Origin of the sequence: Cohnella caldifontis (genome assembly GCF_029360585.1) — a bacterium.
Lineage (GTDB): Bacteria > Bacillota > Bacilli > Paenibacillales > Paenibacillaceae > Cohnella > Cohnella caldifontis.
On sequence record NZ_JAQZSJ010000019.1, the window covers coordinates 1 to 20973 of the forward strand.

Annotated in this window: 15 protein-coding genes; 10 read left to right on the forward strand and 5 right to left on the reverse strand. The window is 60.5% G+C overall.

Annotation, left to right across the window (positions count from 1 at the left end):
* Positions 1-653 precede the first annotated feature (653 nt).
* Positions 654-1160, reverse strand: coding sequence for a hypothetical protein (locus PTZ19_RS20570; protein WP_276357327.1), 507 nt, complete (start codon positions 1158-1160; stop codon positions 654-656).
* 138 nt (positions 1161-1298) lie between these two features.
* On the opposite strand from PTZ19_RS20570, the gene ftsH reads away from it, so the two are divergent.
* The 6 genes from ftsH to PTZ19_RS20600 all read left to right on the forward strand — a co-directional run bounded on the left by ftsH (position 1299) and on the right by PTZ19_RS20600 (position 10209).
* Positions 1299-3125: an ATP-dependent zinc metalloprotease FtsH gene (gene ftsH / locus PTZ19_RS20575; RefSeq protein ID WP_276357330.1), complete on the forward strand. Its 1827-nt coding sequence runs from the start codon at positions 1299-1301 to the stop codon at positions 3123-3125.
* Between the two features lie 197 nt (positions 3126-3322).
* Positions 3323-4315 (forward strand): cell wall hydrolase, encoded by a 993-nt coding sequence (locus tag PTZ19_RS20580; RefSeq protein ID WP_276357333.1) that lies wholly within the window; start codon positions 3323-3325, stop codon positions 4313-4315.
* A 162-nt stretch (positions 4316-4477) separates the two neighbouring features.
* On the forward strand, positions 4478-6223 hold the full coding sequence (locus tag PTZ19_RS20585; protein ID WP_276357564.1) for an ABC transporter ATP-binding protein: 1746 nt from the start codon (positions 4478-4480) through the stop codon (positions 6221-6223).
* A complete protein-coding gene (locus tag PTZ19_RS20590) occupies positions 6216-8006 on the forward strand; it encodes an ABC transporter ATP-binding protein (RefSeq protein ID WP_276357336.1) in 1791 nt (596 codons plus the stop codon). The genes PTZ19_RS20585 and PTZ19_RS20590 overlap by 8 nt, the downstream gene beginning before the upstream one ends.
* A gap of 10 nt (positions 8007-8016) precedes the next feature.
* Positions 8017-8940 carry an AEC family transporter gene (locus PTZ19_RS20595; protein ID WP_276357338.1) on the forward strand — a complete coding sequence of 308 codons (924 nt, stop codon included), beginning with the start codon at positions 8017-8019 and terminating at the stop codon, positions 8938-8940.
* A gap of 117 nt (positions 8941-9057) precedes the next feature.
* On the forward strand, positions 9058-10209 hold the full coding sequence (locus PTZ19_RS20600; RefSeq protein WP_276357341.1) for a glycosyltransferase family 4 protein: 1152 nt from the start codon (positions 9058-9060) through the stop codon (positions 10207-10209).
* Between the two features lie 179 nt (positions 10210-10388).
* Here PTZ19_RS20600 and PTZ19_RS20605 read toward each other — a convergent pair whose 3' ends face one another.
* From PTZ19_RS20605 to PTZ19_RS20615, 3 genes are read right to left on the reverse strand one after another with little or no spacing between them, the layout of a single operon-like run.
* Entirely contained in the window at positions 10389-11726 is a 1338-nt protein-coding gene (locus PTZ19_RS20605; RefSeq protein WP_276357342.1) for an ABC transporter substrate-binding protein, read from the reverse strand.
* Between the two features lie 31 nt (positions 11727-11757).
* Positions 11758-13302 carry a response regulator gene (locus tag PTZ19_RS20610; protein ID WP_276357344.1) on the reverse strand — a complete coding sequence of 515 codons (1545 nt, stop codon included), beginning with the start codon at positions 13300-13302 and terminating at the stop codon, positions 11758-11760.
* Positions 13299-15050 carry a cache domain-containing sensor histidine kinase gene (locus PTZ19_RS20615; RefSeq protein ID WP_276357347.1) on the reverse strand — a complete coding sequence of 584 codons (1752 nt, stop codon included), beginning with the start codon at positions 15048-15050 and terminating at the stop codon, positions 13299-13301. Before PTZ19_RS20615 ends, PTZ19_RS20610 begins: the two co-directional genes overlap by 4 nt.
* Positions 15051-15267: 217 nt before the next feature.
* Here PTZ19_RS20615 and PTZ19_RS20620 point away from each other — a divergent pair, with 217 nt between their 5' ends.
* Together PTZ19_RS20620 and PTZ19_RS20625 are read left to right on the forward strand one after the other, a co-directional pair.
* Positions 15268-16380, forward strand: coding sequence for a rhamnogalacturonan acetylesterase (locus PTZ19_RS20620; protein ID WP_276357350.1), 1113 nt, complete (start codon positions 15268-15270; stop codon positions 16378-16380).
* 159 nt (positions 16381-16539) lie between these two features.
* Positions 16540-17571 (forward strand): Gfo/Idh/MocA family protein, encoded by a 1032-nt coding sequence (locus tag PTZ19_RS20625; RefSeq protein WP_276357353.1) that lies wholly within the window; start codon positions 16540-16542, stop codon positions 17569-17571.
* A 71-nt stretch (positions 17572-17642) separates the two neighbouring features.
* On the opposite strand, the gene PTZ19_RS20630 is transcribed toward PTZ19_RS20625, so the two are convergent.
* The gene (locus PTZ19_RS20630) at positions 17643-18512 is read right to left on the reverse strand and encodes an AraC family transcriptional regulator (protein WP_276357357.1); all 870 of its coding nucleotides are present in this window, start codon (positions 18510-18512) and stop codon (positions 17643-17645) included.
* Between the two features lie 149 nt (positions 18513-18661).
* On the opposite strand from PTZ19_RS20630, the gene PTZ19_RS20635 reads away from it, so the two are divergent.
* Complete coding sequence (locus PTZ19_RS20635) at positions 18662-19492, forward strand: amidohydrolase family protein (RefSeq protein WP_276357360.1); 831 nt, start codon at positions 18662-18664, stop codon at positions 19490-19492.
* The gene (locus PTZ19_RS20640) at positions 19489-20961 is read left to right on the forward strand and encodes a tagaturonate reductase (RefSeq protein WP_276357362.1); all 1473 of its coding nucleotides are present in this window, start codon (positions 19489-19491) and stop codon (positions 20959-20961) included. Before PTZ19_RS20635 ends, PTZ19_RS20640 begins: the two co-directional genes overlap by 4 nt.
* Positions 20962-20973 lie beyond the last annotated feature (12 nt).

The following is a 20973-nucleotide window of genomic DNA, read 5'->3' on the forward strand; positions in this document are numbered from 1 at the left end:
GCTATTTGCCAGCGTATGGCCTGACTTCGGCGAAATAGCGTATGAGATACGCTATTCGCTAGGCGTATGGCCCGACTTGGGCGAAATAACGTATGATATACGCTATTCGCTAGGGTATGGCCCGACTTCGGCGAAATAACGTATGAGATACGCTATTTGCCAGCGTATGGCCTGACTTCGGCGAAATAGCGGATGAGATACGCTATTCGCTAGGCGTATGGCCCGACTGGGGCGAAATAACGTATGATATACGCTATTCGCTAGGGTATGGCCCGACTTCGGCGAAATAACGTATGAGATACGCTATTTGCCAACGTATGGCCCGACTTGGCCCCAATAACGTATGAGATACGCTATTCTCCCGCGTACGGCCCGACTTCGGCGAAATAGCGTATGAGTTACGCTAATCTCCCGCATACGGCCCGCCTTCGCAGAAATAGCGTATGAGATACGCTATTTGCCAGCGTATGGCCTGACTTCGGCGAAATAGCGTATGAGTTACGCTAATCTCCCGCATACGGCCCGCCTTCGCAGAAATAGCGTATGAGATACGCTATTTGCCAGCGTATGGCCTGACTTCGGCGAAATAGCGTATGAAATACGCTATTCGCCCGCAACAGCCGCAACCCGGCTGAAATCGCGCATGAGGTGCGCTATTCGCCCGCACGGCTGTTCCTTCTCCGTACGAGCCCGTATCCCGCGATGACGAGAAGGATCGGCACGAACAGCACGTACGGGACCCATCCCGCGCGCAGCCGGCCGTCCGCCGGTCCGTACCCGTCGTCCGGAGTCGGAGCCCCGCTGTCCTCCCGGCCTCCGGCAGCTACGCCGCGATATTTCGCATTCACATAGATGCCTTCGCTTTCCTGTACGGCGATGGCTTCCCCAATATCGACCCCTTTGATCTTGAAGTACTTCGTGCCTTTCGGATAGCGATTGGAGTAGTTGCCGGAGAAAACGGCGGTTTCCTCCGTGGAATACATCGTGACTTGCCCGATTTTGGGCCCGATCCGATCCGGTGCCACCTGCTCATTGGACGCTTCGTATAATTTCCCGTCATAAGCAACGAACGCAAAAGCCCAGCTGGCTGCGGCGATCCCTGCCCAACAAAAGCACGCCGCCGCCAACAGCACCGCCGTCAAACCGATTCTCAAACGCATCCCGCCCCCTCCTTTCGAGAATATAGACGCGTCTGCCGGCGATTTTGATTCGCGGCTTTGGTATTGGGACAAACTGGATTGCCCATACTTTAGTCAGCATATCGGCGGCTTACGCCCACGCGAAGGCAGGGATACCGGATGAAGACGGAAAAAAACCCCCAGAAAACGACCCTGATTTATCTCCTGATCTCGGTAGGGATCGTCGTGCTGCTCAACGCTTTCATTTTCCCGGCCTTCTTGAGACCGCAAATTACCGAGGCAGATTACGGAACCTTCCTGACCCAAGTGGAGCAAGGCCATGTCAAGTCCGTAGAGATCCGGGAAGACGAGATCGGATTCACGGTCAAAGACGAGAAAGGGAACGACAAGCTGTACGTCACCGGACGATTGGACGATCCGGAGCTGGTGGACCGGCTGTACCAGGCGAAGGTGGAGTTCTCCAAAGTCATCCCCCGGGAAAACTCGCCGCTGGTCAACCTTTTGCTGACGTGGGTTCTGCCTTTTCTCGTTTTTATCGCCATCGTGCAGCTGCTGTCCGGCCGCCTGCTGAAAAAGTTGGGCGGGGGCGCCGGTCCGATGAAATTCGGCAAAAGCAACGCCAAAATCTACGTCGAAGCCCAGACCGGCAAGACGTTCGGCGACGTGGCCGGGCAGGACGAAGCGAAAGAAGCATTGCAGGAGGTCGTGGACTTCCTCCACAATCCGCAGAAATACCGGGAGATCGGCGCGAAAATCCCGAAAGGGGTGCTGCTCGTCGGTCCTCCGGGAACGGGAAAGACGCTGCTGGCGAAAGCGGTGGCGGGGGAATCCAAAGTTCCGTTTTTCTCGATTTCCGGCTCCGAATTCGTCGAAATGTTCGTGGGCATGGGCGCGGCCAGGGTCCGGGACTTGTTCAAACAGGCTACGGCCAAAGCGCCGTGCATCGTCTTCATCGACGAGATCGACACGATCGGGAAAAGCCGCAACGCAAGCGGCGGAGGGATCGGCGGCAACGACGAGCGGGAACAGACGTTAAACCAGCTGCTTACGGAGATGGACGGCTTCGACGCGGACAAAGGCGTCGTGATTCTCGCGGCAACGAACCGTCCCGAGACGCTGGACAAAGCGCTGCTCCGTCCGGGCCGCTTCGATCGACGCGTGCCGGTCGAGCTGCCCGACCTCGCCGGCCGCGAAGCGATTCTCAGGGTGCATGCCCGCAAGGTCAAGATGGGAGAGGGGATCGACTTTAACGCGATCGCCCGGGCGACGCCGGGCGCTTCCGGCGCCGACTTGGCGAATATCGTCAACGAGGCGGCTCTTCGGGCGGTCAAGCTGGGTCGCAGCCACGTGCTGCAGAGCGACCTGGAGGAATCCGTGGAGGTCGTCATCGCCGGTTACCAGCGGAAGAACGCGGTCATTTCCATGAAGGACAAGCTGACGATCGCTTACCACGAAGTGGGGCATGCCTTGGTGGCGGCGAAGCAGAGCCATTCCGCGCCCGTGCACAAAATCACGATCGTCCCCCGGACGTCCGGCGCATTGGGTTACACGATGCAAATCGACGAGGGTGAGCAGGTTCTCATGACGAAAGAGCAGGCGTTCGACAAAATTTCCACGTACATGGGCGGCCGCGCGGCGGAGGAGTTGGTGTTCCAGACCGTAACGTCGGGGGCATCCAACGACATCGAACAGGCGACCAAGATCGCCCGGGCCATGGTCACCCGTTTCGGCATGAGCGAGCAATTCGACATGATGGCGCTGGAAACGGTGAACAACCCTTATTTAGGCGGCGATACCTCGCTGCTCGTATCGGCCGTGACGTCCGCCAAAATCGACGAGGAAGTGCTGCGGATCATCAAATCCGCCCACGAGCGGGCTTCCCGGATTTTGGAGGAGAACAAGCAGAAGCTGCACGAGCTGGCGAAGTATTTGTTCGAGAAAGAAACGATCAGCGGCGAGGAGTTCATGGCGGTACTGGGGGCGTAGCGCGGCAATTTCCTCAAAAGATAGAAGATAAGATCCTCTAACTCGCACGGAACGGGCCGACCCGCTACGACCGGTTTACGAATGAGAAATCCGCGGATTGGGTAAAAATTTCCTCATAATCCGTACATCCCTTTTTCGGGCCTTGTATAATTCAAGTCGAACGAGACTTGGAGAATCCTTCCGAAAGGGGACAACGAATGCTCCGCTTCAAAGTGGGAATCGCAGCCGCGGCGTTGGGGATCTTCCTGACGGCCGGCACGGCAGCCGCCTCGGCGGATCAGACGAACCGGCTGTCCATCGCGGGCAGCGTAACGGAATTGGAGCAAGCGCTCGAAATCGTGGACGGATGGACGTACGCGCCCGTCCGGGAGCTCTCGGATCGAATGGGATGGGAGCTCGCATACGACCCAGAATCCAGGCAAATTACCGTCTCCGACGCGATCGGGGATTCGATCGGTTTCCGGGTCGGTTCCGCGGCCGTCACGTTTAACGGGAAGCCGTACGTCCTGCCGGGAGCCGTCCGGGAGAAGGACGGGAACGCCTATTTTCCGCTTCGCATCCTCGCCGAGGCCATGCATGCAAAGGTCGGATGGCGGGCGGACGAGCGGCTCGCCGACATCGAACCCGTGCCGGAGCATGTCGTAGCCGGCGGAGACTCGCTCTGGAGCTTGGCGCAGACTTACGGAACGACGGCGGAAGCCCTTCAAGCCCTGAACGGGTTGACCGGCGACGAGCTGCAAATCGGACAGCGCCTGAAAGTCGTGGTGCCGGAGTTTAAGGCCGCCGGCGAAATCCAGGAAGCCGCAGCGCCGAAAGCCGAACCGGAAGTCTCCGTCGATCCGGCCGAACTCGCCCTGCTGGCCAAGCTGGTGGAGGCAGAAGCCGGAGACGAGCCCTACGAAGGGAAGCTGGCCGTCGCCTCCGTCGTATTGAACCGGGTCCATTCCGACGACTACCCGGACACGGTGAAAGGCGTCATCTACGCGCCCAGCCAATTCTCTCCCGCGGGGAACGGGCAGTTGGACAAGACGACTCCTTCCAAGGAGAGCCTTCAAGCGGCCAAAGCTGCATTGTCCGGAGAAAACAACGTTCCCGGAGCCGTCTATTTCTTCAATCCGAAACGGGAGCCGGGCAAATTGAAAAAGGTGACGGTCGTCAAAGAAATCGGCCATCACGTTTTCGCGAAATAATCCGGGCCGCACGGCCCATCAGAGCGATCTCCCCGCGGGGAGGATCGCTTTTTCCTTTTTATGCAAATGGCATTCATTGTCTTGCGCGAGAGCGTTTACAGGAGTACCATGGGCCATGGTCAAAGTTTCTTTCGAGGGGAGGGCCGGGTACCCGTGCGCAAATTGCAGACCGGCGCCTTATTGCTTCGCCACGTCCAAGCCCACGCCGGGTGGTATGCGTTAGCGGCGGCATTCATCGGCGTCGCGAACGTAGCCCAGGCTTTTTTTCCGAAAGTGCTGGGGGAATTCGCCGACCATATGCAAGCCGAAGAGCTGTCGTTCGCCGGCGTGTCCGACTACAGCTTGGTGCTGCTGGGCATCGGCGTCTTCTACGGAGCGGCGTTCGGCGTCGGCCAGTATATCAACCACCGGTTGGGCCGAAAATTCGAACACTCCGCTAGACAGAGACTTTTCCGGCAATTCACGGGCTTGGGAGAAACCTACTTCTCCGGGAACAGCACCGGCAAGCTGCTCAGCTACATGATGAACGACGTCACGGCGGTCCGGGAAGCCATCGCCAACAGCTTGAACCAACTGACGAACGCGAGCGTGCTGCTGGTCACGACGCTGATCGTGATGTCGGCCAGCCGGATCCCGCTGCAAGCGGCGGGCATCTGCCTGCTGCCGCTGCTCGCCATCCCTTTCCTGGTCGTGTACTTCGGTCCCCGGATCCGCAAACGTTCGGGGAAAGTCCAGGAGTCGCTGGCGGCGATGACGGAGTCGGCGGAAGAACAGTTCGGCGGCGTCAAAATCACCAAAACGTTCGCGGCCGAAGACGTCGCGCGGCGGCGGTTCGGCGAAACCGTGGACCGCATCCGGGAAAACCAGCTGCGGCTCGTGAAAGTCACGTCGCTGTTCCAATCCGCCCTGCCGTTCTCCGGCGCGTTGTCGCTCGCATTAGCACTTGGATACGGGGGCGTGATGGTCGCCCACAAGACGATGTCGCTCGGCGATTTCGTCGCTTTGGCGTTTTATTTGAAAATGATCGTGACGCCGCTGCAGCAGATCGGCAACGTCATCAACAACTTTCAGCGCGCGCGCGCTTCGCTCGAACGGCTGAACCGCCTGCTGTCCGAGGAGCCGGAAATCCGGGAGGCTCCCGGAGCGAAGCCGCTGCCGCCGGAGGCCGGGGAGATCGAAGTGAGGGACCTGACGTTCGCCTATCCCGGCTCGGAGACGCCCGTCCTGAAAAACGTTTCGCTGTGCGTCCGTCCGGGCGCGACGCTCGGCATCGTAGGGAAAACCGGCAGCGGCAAAACGACGCTGGTGAAGCTGCTGCTGCGCATTTACGACCCGCCTTCGGGCACGGTGTTCATCGAAGGCCGCGACATCCGCGGCGTCACGGTCGAGAGCCTGCGGACCAACGTCGCTTACGTGCCGCAGGACGGATTTCTGTTCAGCACGACGATCCGCGAAAACATCGCTTTCCATGACCGGCGCGCGGACATCGCCGATGTGGAAGAAGCGGCCAAAATCGCGGACGTATACCGGAATATCGAGGCGTTCCCGGACCGGTTCGAAACCGCTCTCGGGGAGCGGGGCCTCACCTTGTCCGGCGGGCAGCGGCAGCGAACGAGCCTGGCCCGCGGCCTGTTCAAGGACGCGCCGATCCTGATCCTGGACGACAGCGTGAGCGCCGTGGATACGATCACCGAGAGCACGATCATCCGGAACCTGCGGCAGCACCGCAAGGGCCGGACGACGCTCATTATCGCCCACCGGATCAGCGCCGTCCGCCATGCCGACGAGATCATCGTGCTGGACGAAGGGCGGATCGCGGAACGGGGCAGCCACGAAGAGCTGCTGAAGCGGCAAGGCCTATATGCTTCGCTGTACGCGATGCAGGGGGAGGAGGAGGCCCATGGCTGACCGAGAACAACCGGCCGCCGGCCGGCAGCAAGCTTTCCGGACTTTGCTGCGGTATGCGCGGCCTTACCGGTTCGTTTTCCTGACGGGTTTTCTCTGCACGTTCCTGGCGATCGGAGCGGACCTGCTTCAGCCTTGGCTGGTGAAGTACGCGATCGACGACACGCTTCCCCGGGGCGAAGCGGCGGTCCGCACGCTGATCTGGATCGGGGTGTCCTACGCCTTGCTCTCCGTCGTCGGCTTCGTGTTCAGCTTCCTGCAGGCGAATTTGTTCCAGCGGGCCGGGCAAGGCGTCGTGGCGCAGCTGCGCAAAGATTTGTTCCGCCATATCACGCGGCAAGGCATGTCGTTCTTCGACCGCCATCCGATCGGCAGCCTCGTGACGAACGAATCGAGCGACACGGAGACGATCAACCAGTTTTTCACGCAGGTGCTGCTTAGCCTCGTCCGGGACGGCTTGTCCATCGTGATGATTTTCGCCCTCATGTTCGCTTTGGACGTCCGGCTCGCGCTGTTCTGCCTGATCCTGTGTCCGATCATCGCCGGCATCGCCGTCGTGTACCGCAAGTTTCTCCGGACCGCCTATCAGCGAAGCCGCGCCCAATTGTCCCGCCTGATCGCCTTCACGGCGGAGAACTTGGCCGGCATGGGGCTCATCCAGGCGTTCCACCAGCAGAAGGAGCAGAGCGGGCGATTCCAGGATCAAAACGACCAGTATTTACGCGCCAACCTGAAGGAAGTCCGTTCCACCATCTTGTTCAACCGGACGTTCGACGTGCTGGGCAACGTATCCGTGGCATTCATGGTTTGGCTGGGCGGACGCGCCGTACTGCACCGGGAGATCGAATTCGGGGTGTTGTACGCTTTCATCAGCTACGTCCGGCAGTTTTTCCAGCCGATCAACCAGATCACGCAGCAATGGAACACGCTGCAGTCGACGCTCGTGTCCTTGGATCGGCTGTGGCGGCTGTTCTCGGTGCAGCCGGAAATCCGGGATCCGGCGCCGGCCGACGCGCTTGAGCTCAGACCCGAAACGATGAAAGGACGAGTCGACTTCGACCGGATCCGCTTCGGATACGCCGAGGGACGGTACGTGCTGGAAGACGTGGATCTGCATATCCGTCCCGGGGAATTCATCGGCATCGTCGGGACGACGGGCGCGGGCAAAAGCTCGCTGGTCAGCCTGCTGCTGCGGTTTTACGACGTCAGCCAAGGCAGCGTGCGGATCGACGGCATGGATATCCGTCAGATCCCGCAGGAGCAGCTGCACCGGGCGGTCGGGCTGGTCCAGCAGGATCCGTTCCTGTTCTCCGGAACGGTGTTGGACAACGTACGGCTGTTCCGCGAGGAGATTTCTAGGGAAACCGTCATCGAAGCGTGCCGCGAGGTCGGGGCCGACGGGCTGATTTCCCGGCTCAGCCACGGGTACGACACGAGGCTGTCCGAACGCGGCAGCGGCTTGTCCGCCGGGGAGCGCCAGCTGATTTCGTTCGCCCGCGTGCTGGTGTTCCAGCCGAAAATCCTCGTGCTCGACGAGGCGACGGCCCACATGGACTCCTATACGGAACGGCTGATCAAGCAAGCGCTGGACAAAGCGTCCGAAGGAAGAACGACGCTCATCATCGCCCACCGGCTTTCGACCATCCGGCATGCCGACCGGATTCTCGTCATGCGGGACGGCCGCATCGTCGAGCAGGGAACGCACGGCGATCTGCTTCGGCAGGATGGGTATTACGCGGAATTGCAGCGCCACTCCGGATTATTGGCGACTCCGAACCGAAAGTGAAGTGCCTTCCATGCGCGAATTCGAATTCATCCTGACACGCAATATTTTGCCGCTGGCGCTGATCATCGGGGTCGGCATGCTGCTGGGCCGGATCTTCCCGCTGGATCTGAAGACGCTGTCGAAACTCACCTTCCATCTGTTTACCCCGGTCGTCATTTTCAAGCTGATTTACGAGTCGCATCTTTCGCCGGCCGTGGCCGGGCAAGTGCTGCTGTTTCTCGTCCTGTTCCTCGCCTGCCTGCTGCTCGCGGTCGAAGCGGCAAGCCGGATCCGAAAACAGGGAGACGGGAGAAAGCAGGCGATGAGAAACAGCGTTCTGCTGTACAACAGCGGGAATTACGCGATTCCGCTCAACCAGCTCTATTTCGGCAACGATCCGTTTTCGATGTCGATCCAGGTGATCGTCATGATCGCGCAGAACATTTTGGGCAATACGTACGGCGTCATGAACGCGGCTTCAGGGAGGGGGACGCTCCGGGATTCGCTTCGGTCGGTGCTGACGCTTCCTTCTCTGTACGTCATCCCGGCCGCCTTCCTGATGAAAGGGTTCCGCGTCCCCGTGCCCCAGGCGTTGTCGATTCCGATCGGCTATGTCGCGGACGCGTACGTCGCGATCGCTTTGGTCACGCTGGGGATTCAGTTAGGCAGCATGAAATGGAAGTTCGATTTCTCGGACGTGCTCCTGTCCAACGTTCTGCGCCTATGCGCGGGTCCGGTCATCGGGTACTTGCTCGTCCTCGCGATGGGGTACCACGGAACGATGGCCCAGGCGCTCGTGCTGTCCTGCGCCGTACCGACGTCGGTGAGCAGCGTGCTGCTGGCCGTCGAATACGACAACCAGCCCCAGTTCGCGTCGCAAGCCGTCTTTTCCTCGACGGTGTTCAGCATGTTCACGATGGCCGTCGTCATCTATTTGCTGAAAATGGTCGGATAGCCTCGCCCCGGCCGGCCCGGACCGCATGGATTTGAATTTCCCCGAAAGCTCCGTTAATCTTGCGCTGACGCCGGTAGGATAGCATGGAGGCAGCCTGGGTTAGAGGGAGTGGTAACCGTGCGGATTGCCCTGTTTTCCGACACTTACCTGCCTCAAGTCAATGGGGTCGCGATGACGTTGGGGCGGCTGACGCGCCATCTGGAACGGAGAAGCGTTCCTTTCGAGGTGTTCGTTCCGGATGGCGAAGGCGAAGCGGCGGACGCCGACCCGATCCACCGTTTCGCGAGCCTTCCTTTTTTCCTCTATCCGGATTGCCGGATGGCGTTTCCTTTCCCGCATGCCGTCGGCAAGCGGCTCCGGCAATTCCGCCCCGATCTGCTCCATCTCGCGACTCCGTTCAACATGGGCCTGTGCGGCCTGCATTACGGCAAGAAGCTGGGCATCCCCCGCGTCGCCTCCTACCATACCCACTTCGACCGTTACTTGTCCTATTACCGTCTGGGATTCGCCGGCAGGTGGATCTGGCGGTACCTTCGTTGGTTTCACCGTACCTGCCGGCTGACGTTCGCGCCTTCGGAGGAAACGCGGCAGCACCTGCTCCGGCACGGGATCGGGCCCGTGGAGTTGTGGAAGCGCGGCGTGGACAACGCGCTGTTCCACCCGGGCAGACGAAACGCCGGGCTGCGCGGCCGGTACGGGATACGGGAGCCTTACGTTCTCCTCTATGCGGGGCGACTCGCGCCCGAGAAAGACCTGGACCTGCTGCCCGATGCCGCCGCCATGCTGCCGGAGGATCTCGCCGGCCGCATCCGTTGGCTCATTGTCGGAGAAGGTCCGTTGGAGGAGATGCTTCGTCAGCGCATGCCGAAAAACACGACGTTCGCGGGATTCCTAGCGGGGGAATCGTTGGCGGAGGCCTATGCATCCTCGGATCTGCTCGTGTTTCCGTCCGGAACGGAAACGTTCGGCAACGTCGTGCTGGAGGCGCACGCTTCGGGGCTGCCCGTGCTGAGCGTGCGTTCGGGAGGCGTGCAGGAGATCGTGCGCGACGGCGTGACGGGGAGACTATGCGCGCCGCGTTGCGCGGAGGCGCTGGCCAGCGGCATTCGGGAGCTGCTGGGGGCTGCCGACACGCTTGCCGCCATGGGACGGAACGGCAGGCGGTATGCGCTCACCCAATCTTGGGACGCCATCTTCGATCGGCTGTTGGAGCAATATGAACGTGCGGCGGTCGCCGCGGCGCCGGAATGGCGGCCGACCACCGCTTAAACCTGCCGACGACGAAGAAATGGCGGTGCTTAGGGGAGACGATCCCTGCACCGCCATTCGTGTTTCAAGACGGACAAAATTCCTGTCACGTATTCATCAGGTGTATTTCGGCACTTCATGGCACTGGCCGGGTATAAGCAGGCTTTAAATATAGAGCCTTCGCAATGAGCAACGGCGAATTACTCCCCGTTCCCCGCAAGAATCGCATTCGCTTCCTCGCGGAACCGTTTCGCGGCTTCCTCGACCGTCGATTTGCCGAACAGCATTTCTTCGACCGTCGAGTTGAGCAGCTTGTCCACCTCCACCGCGCCCGCCGGTGACGGCGGATCCATCGGACTGCCTTGCCGCTCGGCCCACGATACGAAATCGAACACCTCGGTTTGCTCCGGGGGCAGGTACGGTTTCAAAGCTTCTTTCACCTTGAAGGACACCGGAACGCCGCGCTCGCCCAAGATGATTTTGTTCGCTTCGATGTCGTTCACCCAGAAATCGATGAATTCGGCCGCTTCTTCTTTCGCCTTGGAATTCGCGGCAATGGATAAATACATGCTGGGTTTCAGGTATAGCGCCCGGTTCTCGTTCCATCCCGGCACGGGAAGGATCCGAAGCGGGCGCCCCGCGACCGCGGACGACAAAATATACTGGTTGGACCATTCGAACGCGAAGGCTGCTTTTCCGAGCTCCATCTCCCCGTCTTCCGGCATGCCTTTCTTGTGAGCGAGCTTGTCGAGGGAAAGCAGGAATCCGCGATCGTACCAGTCGGCGTACATCCGGTAGAAATCGACGAAGTACTTGTCGTCCGCATAGCCGAGCGCCTTGCCGTCGGCCGCGTACATATGCTGGCCTTGGCTTCTCAGATAGAACGGAAAAAACACGTCGTGCCGAAGGTCGGACGTCAGCAGCTTTCCTTGGGATCCGAGCGCAGATCCGAGCCGGGAGAAGTCGTCCCAGGACCAATCCGATTGCGGCACGGCAACGCCGGCCTTTTCCAGCATGCCGATGTCCGCCGCGGCCATCAAAGCGTTGGAGCCGATCGGCAGGGCATACAATCTGCCGTCTACCCTGCCGCCGGACAGCGTGTTCTCGCCGATGTCCCGAAGATCGATCAACCCGTTCTCCGCATAGGGCGACAAGTCCGCCAATTGCCCATGTTCCGCGTACTGCGTCAAATACGAGATGTCCATCTGGATGACATCGGGCAATACGCCCGCCGCGGCTTGAGGGGCGAGCTTCTTCCATTGGTCGTCGAAGGAAGCGTACTCCGCCTGGATTTTGACGTTCGGGTGCTCCGACTCGTACCGTTCGATGACCTTCAGGGTGTATTCGTTGCGGTTTTGGCCGCCCCACCAGGCGACGCGCAGCGTGACGGGATCCCGGCTGACCGGAATCAAGGCGGATGGCTCGTACCGGCCGGACGAAGCGGAGGAATCCGGCTGTCCCGCGCCCAACCATCCGCAAGCGGCGAGTTGACCCGCCGTCATCATCAAGGCAGCCGATGCGAGAAGCGAGCGTCTCATGTGCCATGCCCTCCCAGATCGAGGTGTGATGTCAGGACTTGAGGTATTCGGAAGGGGTTCGGCCCGTGAATTTCTTGAACACTTGGCTGAAGTACTGCGGATTGTCGCCGAAGCCCAAACTTTCGGCCAGTTCGAACACCTTCAGGTCCGGATTCTCCGCCATCCGTTCCTCGGCCAGCCGGATCCTCGTTTTCATCACGTAATTGGAAAATTTCTCGCCCGTTTCTTTCTTGAACAACTTGCCGAGATAATCGGGATTCATGTAGAGCATCTCGCCGGCGACCATTTGGAGGGACAACGCGGCGTTATGCAGGTTCTCCTCGACGATCCCGATCATTTTGCGCACGATGGCGGTATACTTGGCTTTGTTGCGATCGTAACGGGTTTCCGCGATTTCGCGCACCGTCTCCTCGAGGAAAGCTTGCGCCGCCTGCAGGGATTTGGCTTGGACAAGCTCGGGAATCCGCTGGTAGCAAGCGTTGACGCGCTCGGGCTCGGCCAGCCGGATCAAGGACATGTACGTTCCGATGACGTAGGACAAGGTGACTTCGGTTTCGAGCTGCGCTTGTTTCAGCTCGTGGAAAAATTCCGACAGCGCCGCCATGGCGTCCTCCACGTTGCCGGATCGGACGGGCAGGATGAGGCGTTCTTCGTCGAACTCGGGCGCGCGCGATCCGCTCTCCGCATACCAGCCGGTGTCCCGGGGCGTAATCAGCCCGCCTTCGTCCAGGTAGAAACGGTATTTGAGGGAATGGAGCGTTTCCCTATACAACGCCCGGGCGCGGGAGATCGGACCGGCCTCGCTTAACGCGATCGTCGCGTCCATGCGGTAATAGCCCTGGAAAACGTGCCGGATCTCGCCGATTTTGGCTTGCAGTTCATCCGGCGGCATGGCGTCTTCGATGAGGATGAGTGCATGGTGGCCGATCGTCGTGCCGAGCAGGGTCGTTCGCAAAATGTCCTGCGCGATGTTCTTGACCGCGAACAGGTGCTCATGATCGTAGTCTCCTTCCAGCTGGAACAGCAGCAGGCGCACCTGCAGGTCCATGCCGAATTCGAACAGCTCGCTGTAATAGTCCCAGTCGCGTTTGCCGTAGGTTTTGTTGGTCACGAATTCTTTCAATACCTGTTCTTTGACATGGGGAAGCACTTTCTCGAAACGGTGCTTCATGCCCGCGACGAACGATTGGCGATGGCGCTCGCGATCCAGCTCCTCGCCAACCTCGGTCAGCGCCTCCGCGATTTTGGCTTCGTTGGTCGGCTTCAGCAAATAGTGCTTGACGCCGTATTGCATCGCCTTGGAGGCGTATTCGAACTCCCCGAAGCCGGAGAGGATGATGAACTTGATGTGCGGATGGGACTCGCTGGCGCGGGCAACGAGCTCCAGACCGTCCATGCCCGGCATGCGGATATCGCTGATCACGATGTCGGGGTTCGTGGCTTGGATGCGCGCATAGGCTTCCGTCCCGTTTTTCGCCGTTCCTTCCAGCACGGCGCCGTGCGCCTGCCAGTCGACCATTTGGGAAATGCCTTCCAGGATGATTCTTTCGTCGTCAACGAGCAGCACTCGGTTCATGGGTTATCCTCCCTGGCCCAGGGCAGCAGCGCGACGATCCGGGCGCCGGAGCCCGGCCGGCCGTCGATGCGCAGGCCGTAAGATTCTCCGTAAGCGAGCTTGATCCTTTCGTCGATGTTCAGCAGGCCGATTCCTTTGCCTTTGGTCTTGAGCTCTCCGCTTCGCAGCCGATCCAGCGTATCCGCCGGCAGACCCGGCCCGTCGTCCTCCACGTATAGGGCGAATCCGTCCTCCGTCTCGAAAGCGCCTACGGCAATATGGACGGGCTCGACGCTCGGCTCCAAGGCGTAGTGGATCGCGTTCTCGATCAGAGGCTGCAGGGTCAGCTTCGGGATGGAGGCGGAGCGGTATTTCACCGGCACGTCGAGCGAGAAGACCAGCCGCTCCTCGAAGCGGTATTTCTGGATCGTGACGTAGTGCTGGACGATTTCGATTTCGTCGGCCACCGCAAGCATCGGCTCTTTCATGCCGATCGAATGGCGGAACAGGTACCCGAGCGCTTCGACCATTCGGGAGATTTGCGTTTGCCGGTTCATTTTGGCCAGCCAATTGATCGATTCCAGCGTGTTATAGAGAAAATGGGGATTGATCTGCGCTTGCAGCGCCTTGAATTCGGTTTCCTTCAACAGCAGGCGGTTGGAATAGTTCTCGGTGATCAGCGTATTGATCCGTTCCATCATGAGGCGGAACGTCCGGTGCAGCAGACCGATTTCATCCATGGCCAACGGCGCGGGTTCGGGCTGGGGGAGATAAGCTTCCTCGAAATTGCCTTTCTCCGCCAGCTTCATCCGGCCCATCAAATTATCGATCGGGCGGGTCAGGCTGCGGGAAAACCGGATCCCGATCAGGAAGACGAGCACGAAAATGCCCGCGAATACCCCGATGACGAGCCGCTTCAGGAACAAGACCCCTTCGAAAATTTCCCGATACGGAGTCAAGTTGACATAGGTCCAGCCCGAACGCGACGAGCGGCTGAAGGAGACGAAATATTCCTCGGAATCGACGGAGCGCGAGAAATAACCGCTGGCGCGGCCCAGCTCGTTTTGCAGCTCCGCCGGGCTGAGCAGGGGGGAGGGCGGGTAGATCAGGTCTTTGCCTGACAGGATGAGGAGGTCGCCGTTCTCCTCCGCCATCGTGCGCACGATTTCCTGGATATTGATCCGGATGACGATGGTGCCCAGATCCTTCAGATCGAACTGCGTGTTCTGGTGCGAGCGGATTTCCCGGGTCAGGATAAGCGCGGGATCCGAAGCGTCGGGGAACATCCAGCGCGTCTGTCCTTCGCCTTCCTTGGCGATCTGCTGCATCCTGATCTTCTTCTCGGCGGAGATCGGGCTCACGTTGCCGGCTTGGTTTTCCCCGCCTTCGGCGTCGAACAGGATCATCGAAAAGATGGAGAACTCCGACCCCGCATAGGAGATCAGCCGATCCGTGACTTTCTGGCGGAGCACGAGACGGTCGTAATCGACCTCGCTGTCTTTGATCGATTTGAGCAAGGACTGCATTTGGGCGTCCGCGATGATATTGTAGGAAATTTGCTCGATGCGCCGAAGCTCCGTCTCGATGGCGCTCGAGGAGAGATTCAGCACTTGGGACGATTTCCCGTACAGCTGGCGGTCGTAAATCGAGAAGGCATATTGCTGCACGATGGCGGCGAACGCGAACGACACGGCCACCACGAACGCGATCAGCAGGGACAGCTTGTTTCGGATTTTCAAATGTTTGAAATCGAAGGTCCGCAGCGGCATGTCCGGTTTCTCCCATGTCGGTTTAGAAAATAGAATTGAAGGTGAACAAATTATGTCACCCTATGTAAGCGCCGTCAACCGCGAAATACCGGAATTTTGAACAAGAAACACGGAATCTTCTCGCTATATGGCGGGACGTTTGCGGTACGATAATGGAAGTTGCGAACAAGCGGGTCTGAAAAATTCGAGGATCGACAAGGCAGAGGAGAGAGTCGAAATGGCGGAAAGTTGGAAATTCGATTTCGGCGCGGGGCCGGAGACGGAAGGGTATGTCAAAGTCGCGGACGGAGCCGCGTTCGAGCGCGGTCGGGGATACGGGTTCTACGAGGCCGGCTCGGGCGCGGTATCGTTCCGGGACCGGGGAGAGCCTGCGGCGCTGAGCCGGGATTTCTGCATTCCGTTCGGCGCGGCGTTCGCGGTCCAAGTGCCGGACGGAATTTATACCGTCGGCGCGCTGATCGGAGACGCCGCGTTCGAGACGGACACGACGATCAAGGGGTCGGCAGGGCAGCTGCTCGTCCATCGGCAGCGGACGCCGGCCGGCCATTTCGAGTGGATCCGGTTCTCCGTCCCCGTAACGGACGGGACGCTGCGGCTTGCGTTCAGCGGGTTGGCGCCGCGGCTGAATGCGTTGGAAGTCGCGCCTGCGCAGCAGGTATGCACCGTCTATATCGCGGGCGATTCCACCGCGACGAACCAGCCGGCCGACGGGTATCCGTACAGCGGCTGGGGGCAGATGCTGCCGCACGTATTCAAGGCGGACGCGGCCGTGTGGAACCATGCGGCGTCGGGCCGGAGCTCGAAAAGCTTCATCGCCGAAGGTCGGCTGGACGCCATCTTGGCCACGATCAAGCCCTATGACTATTTGATCGTGCAGTTCGGGCACAACGACCAGAAAAAGGACGAAGAACGGCGGACGGAGCCTTTTACCGCCTATAAGGACCATTTGCGGAAATATATCGAGGCGGCGAAGGAGAGAAAGGCCATCCCGATTCTCGCGACGTCGATCCACCGGCGCTTCTTCGCGGAGGACGGCAGCTTGGCCGACACGCACGGCGACTACTTGACGGCCATGCGGGAGCTGGCCGCGGAGGAGGAGGTGCCGCTGCTGGACATGGCGGAGGTGTCGCGGGAATGGTTCGAGAAGCTGGGCCCGGAGGCGACGAAGTCCGTGTTCATGTGGGGCGCGCCGGGCGAATTCATCCGGTTCCCGAACGGCGTGGAGGACAACACGCATTTTCAGGAGCGGGGGGCGATCGGGCTGGCGAAGCTGGCGGCGGAGGCGCTCAAGAAGCTCGGCATTCAGCCGCTGTCGCTGTATTTCCGGTAGGGGGGCGTTGCGCGGGTTTAAGTCGGTGCGGCCGACTTAACGGGACCACAACGCAGCGTCGACGAAGGTTAAGCCTACGCGGAGGCGAATGAGATTCCGACTTGCGCCCGGAAGCGGCTTGCACTAAAGTGGAGACGTTGAGAGGAGGCCGCTTAACCAATGAGTGACTATCGGATTGTTGTAGCCGGATGCGGAGGCATGGCCAACGCCTGGGTAAAAACGGCGCTGTCGCGGGAGGATGCGCGGATCGTCGGACTGGTGGACATCGTGCCGGAAAACGCCAGGGCGATGGCCGAGCGACACGGACTTGAGTGCGGAGTATACAAGGATTTGAAAGAGGCGCTGGCGGACACCGGAGCCAATCTCGTCTTCGACGTGACGATTCCGGCCAGCCACTACACGGTCTGCTCGACGGCGATGCAGACGGGGGCCGACGTGTTCGGGGAAAAGCCGATGGCCGAGTCGATGGCCGAGGCGCGCGAGCTGATCGCGATCTCCGACCGGACCGGGCGGTCTTACTCGGTCATGCAGAACCGCCGTTACTCGGCCCCGATCCGCGCGTTGCGGGATTTGGTCGCGCGGGGCGCGATCGGCAGGGTCGGTTACATCGGCGCCGAGTTTTTCATCGGGGCGCATTTCGGCGGCTTCCGCGACGCGATGGACAGCCCGCTCATCCTGGACATGGCGATCCATACGTTCGACGAGGCGCGGTTTCTGACGGGCGCCGATCCCGTGTCGGTGTATTGCCATGAGTTCAACCCGCCGGGTTCCTGGTACGCCGGGAACGCGTCCGCCGTCTGCATTTTCGAAATGTCGGACGGTTCCGTCTTCTCGTATCGCGGTTCCTGGTGCGCGGAAGGCGCTCCGACCTCCTGGGACGCGGCTTGGCGCTTGAACGGCGAGACGGGCACGGCGATCTGGGACGGCACCGGCGTTCCATACGCGGAAGTGGTGGCGCCCGGCGATCAAACGGAAAAATTCATTCGGGACTACAAACGGGTGGAAGCTCCCATGGAATGGAAAGGCCGGGCCGGCCACGAAGGGTGCCTCGACGAAATGTTCGCCGCGCTCTCGGAAGGCCGCAAGGCCGAAACCGACTGCCGCGACAACATCAAAAGCCTGGCCATGGTGTTCGGCGCCATCGACAGCGCGAAGTCGGGCCGCAAAATCGACTTGCGCACGTATTATTGAGCGTCGCGGGTTCCCGCGATCGGGAGCGGCGGGCGCCGTTCGACCTTCCTGCGCCCGCCGTTCTACCGCGATTAGTGCATTGTTTTCTCGCGCCGGTAGGTTTTAGGCGTAACGCCAGTCAGCGACTTGAACACGCGGTGGAAGTGGGGCAGGCTTTCGAAGCCGCACGCTTCGGCGATCTCGCCGACGCCCGCCTCCGACCGCAAGAGCAAGTCTTTGGCGCGGACGATCCGCTTCGCGTTCACGTAATCCGTCACGTTCATGCCGGTGTACTGCTTGAAGACGCGGGAAAAATGCGAAGGGGCGACGGATGCGGCCTTCGCGAGCTTGGACAGTCCGAGGTCGCGGCCCAATCCGTCGTCGATCTCCCGAAGCGCTTCGCGCAGCCAGGAGGGGCCGAGCCGGCGGTCGCTCCCTTCGTCCGGCCAACCCTCCGCCGCGTGCCGGTTCAACAAAAGCAGCAGCCGCTGCAGCTGGATGCGGACCGCCTGCCGGTAACCGAGCCGCGCTTGCCGTAGCTCCTCTTCGATTTCGTCGAGCAGCTTTTCCGCGGTCTCCCGCATTTCAGCGGGCAGCGCCATTTTATAACGTTTCCGGGTTCTGGCGGCCTCGAAGCAGCGCAAGTTGGAGTACCCGTCGTCGAACGATTCGGCGAGCGCCATCCCCGGCGCGAAGAACAAAGCGGTGGAGACGATCGGGTCCTCCGGATCGGGGAAAGAACGGTGGATCGTGTTGCCCGGGATCAGAAACAGGTCTCCGGGCTTTTTCTCGTAGAGGGTTTTATCGATAAAGAACGTTCCTTGGCCCGCGTAAACGTAAACGAGTTCATAACGGTCGTGCAAATGGTCCGGCAGCTCTTTTTCCGGGCTTTTTTTGTCTTTGTGCACGATCTGGAAAGGAAACAGCGGATCCCCGAAAAACGGTTTTCTGTAGGCGGTCATCGAAGTCGCTTCCTCTCTCGGCTTTTCGCTTTCAGAATATCAAAAAAAGATACAAAGTGGCAATGATCCGTTATTTGAATAGCATTTTCGGTTGCTACAATGAAAGGGAGAGCGTTTTCCATTCCGATTCGGAAGAGAGGTCTTGGTCCATGAGGATCGACGCCCATCAGCATTACTGGAAAATCAGCCGCGGCGACTACGGGTGGATCACGCCCGACATTCCGGTGCTGTACCGCGACTTTTTGCCGGAGCATTTGGCCCCTCATTTACGGGACCATGACATCGACGGCAGCGTCGTCGTTCAGGCGGCGCCGACGCTGGAGGAGACGGATTATATCCTGACGCTGGCGGAAGCCGAACCGGCGATTCTGGGGGTCGTCGGCTGGCTGGACTTGTTCGATCCGCGCCATCGCGAGCACTTCGAAAGTTTTCGGAGCCGTCCGAAATTCGTCGGATTCCGGATCATGATCCAGGAGATGCCCGACGCGAACCGCATCCTCGCGCCCGAATTCGTAAACGCGCTGCGCGGCTACGCGGAGGAAGGCGTTCCGATCGACCTGCTCGTGCGAAGCAGCCAATTGGAACCGACTTTGAATTTGCTGCGCCAGGTGCCGGGACTGCGTGCGGTGATCGACCATATCGCCAAGCCGGACATCCGCTCGGGCGTCTTCACGCCGTGGAGCGAGCAAATCCGGGAGCTCGCAAGGTTTCCCGGGTTGTTTTGCAAGCTGTCCGGCATGGTGACGGAAGCCGATCCCGAGCGCTGGCGTCCGGAAGATTTCGTGCCTTACGTGCGGCTTGCGGCGGAGGCTTTCGGCCCGGACAGAGTGATGTTCGGAAGCGACTGGCCGGTCTGCCTCATGGCCGCGGAATACGACGAAGCGATGGACGTGCTGCTTCGGTCGCTGCCGGACGCCTGGGGAGAGGAAGAGAAAGCCAAGCTGTTCGGATTAAACGCGAAGGAGTTCTATCGTCTATGAAAGCATTGAATCGATCCTTGCTTACGGGAGATGACAAGGTCCGGAGCGATGAAGCGCTGCAAAGCCCCATCCGGGTTCTGCAAATCGGGGAGGGCAATTTCCTCCGCGGGTTCGCGGATTGGATGATCCAGACGTGCCGGAACCAAGGCTTGTTCGACGGGGCGATCGCCGTCGTTCAGCCCCGGCCCTCCGGTAAAGCCAAAATCGATAAACTCGCCGGGCAAGACGGCGTATATACGCTGGTGACCCGCGGTTTGGAAGACGGGAAAACGGTGGAGCGCAAAGAAATCGTTTCCGTGTTCTCGGAGGCGTTCGATCCTTATTCCGAATGGGAGAAGCTGGTCCGAATCGCCGTAAGTCCCGATCTGAAGATCGTATTCTCCAACACGACCGAAGCCGGACTCGTCTATCGTCCGGAGCCGCTTCCCGCGGCGGGCGGCGCGATCGAATCGTTTCCCGGGAAAATCGCGTTCCTGCTGCACGCCCGGTTCGAAGCGCTTAGGGATGCAGCGGGCAGCGGTCTGCTATTCCTGCCTTGCGAGCTGCTGGACCGGAACGGGGATGCGCTTCGGGACGCGGTGCTCCGCTATGCGGATGACTGGGGATATTCCCAGGCGTTCAAGGATTGGGTCGTGAAACGGAATCGCTTCCTGAACTCCCTCGTGGACCGGATCGTGACCGGGTACCCGCCGGAAGAGCAGGCCGAGGCGTGGTTCTCGGAATGGGGGTACCGCGACGACTTGCTCGTGACCGCCGAGCCCTATCACTTGTGGGCGATCGAAGGCGGGCCGGAATGGGAGGACGTGCTCCCGTTCCGCAAGGCCGGGCTGAACGTCCATTGGACGAACGATTTGTCCGCGTTCCAGCTGCGCAAGGTCCGGATATTGAACGGGGCCCACACGTGGATGACTCCGCTTGGCTTGCTGCACGGAGTCGAGACCGTCGGGGAGCTGCTGCAGCACCCGGAGCTTGGAGCGGCCGTGCGGGACGCGGTGTACCGATCGATCGTTCCATCGCTCCCGGGTCCGTCGGCTGAAGTGACGGCTTACGCCGATTCGGTGTTCGAGCGTTTCGCCAATCCGTTTATCCGCCACCGCCTGGCCGATATCGCGATGAACAGCCTGAGCAAATTCAAAACGCGGCTGCTGCCGACGCTCGCTTCGTACGCCGACCGCGGCGAGCCGCTCCCGGACTTGCTGCTCCGCGGCTGGGCGGGACTGCTGCGTTACTACCGGGTGAAACGGCGCGAAGACGGGAGCTTCGAAGGAACTTCGCTCGGCGGTGTGCCGTACAAGGTTCGGGATGACGCCGCCGCGCTCGAGCGGATCGCCTCCGTCTGGGAGGAATCCGCCTCGGAGGAGCAGGCGATTCGCGGGCTTCTGGCGGACGAAGCGCTGTGGGGACGGGATTTGAACGTTTGGAACGGTGCGGCGGAAGCGTTGGCGGGCATCATCCGGGAATGGAACTGACGGGAGGATCGG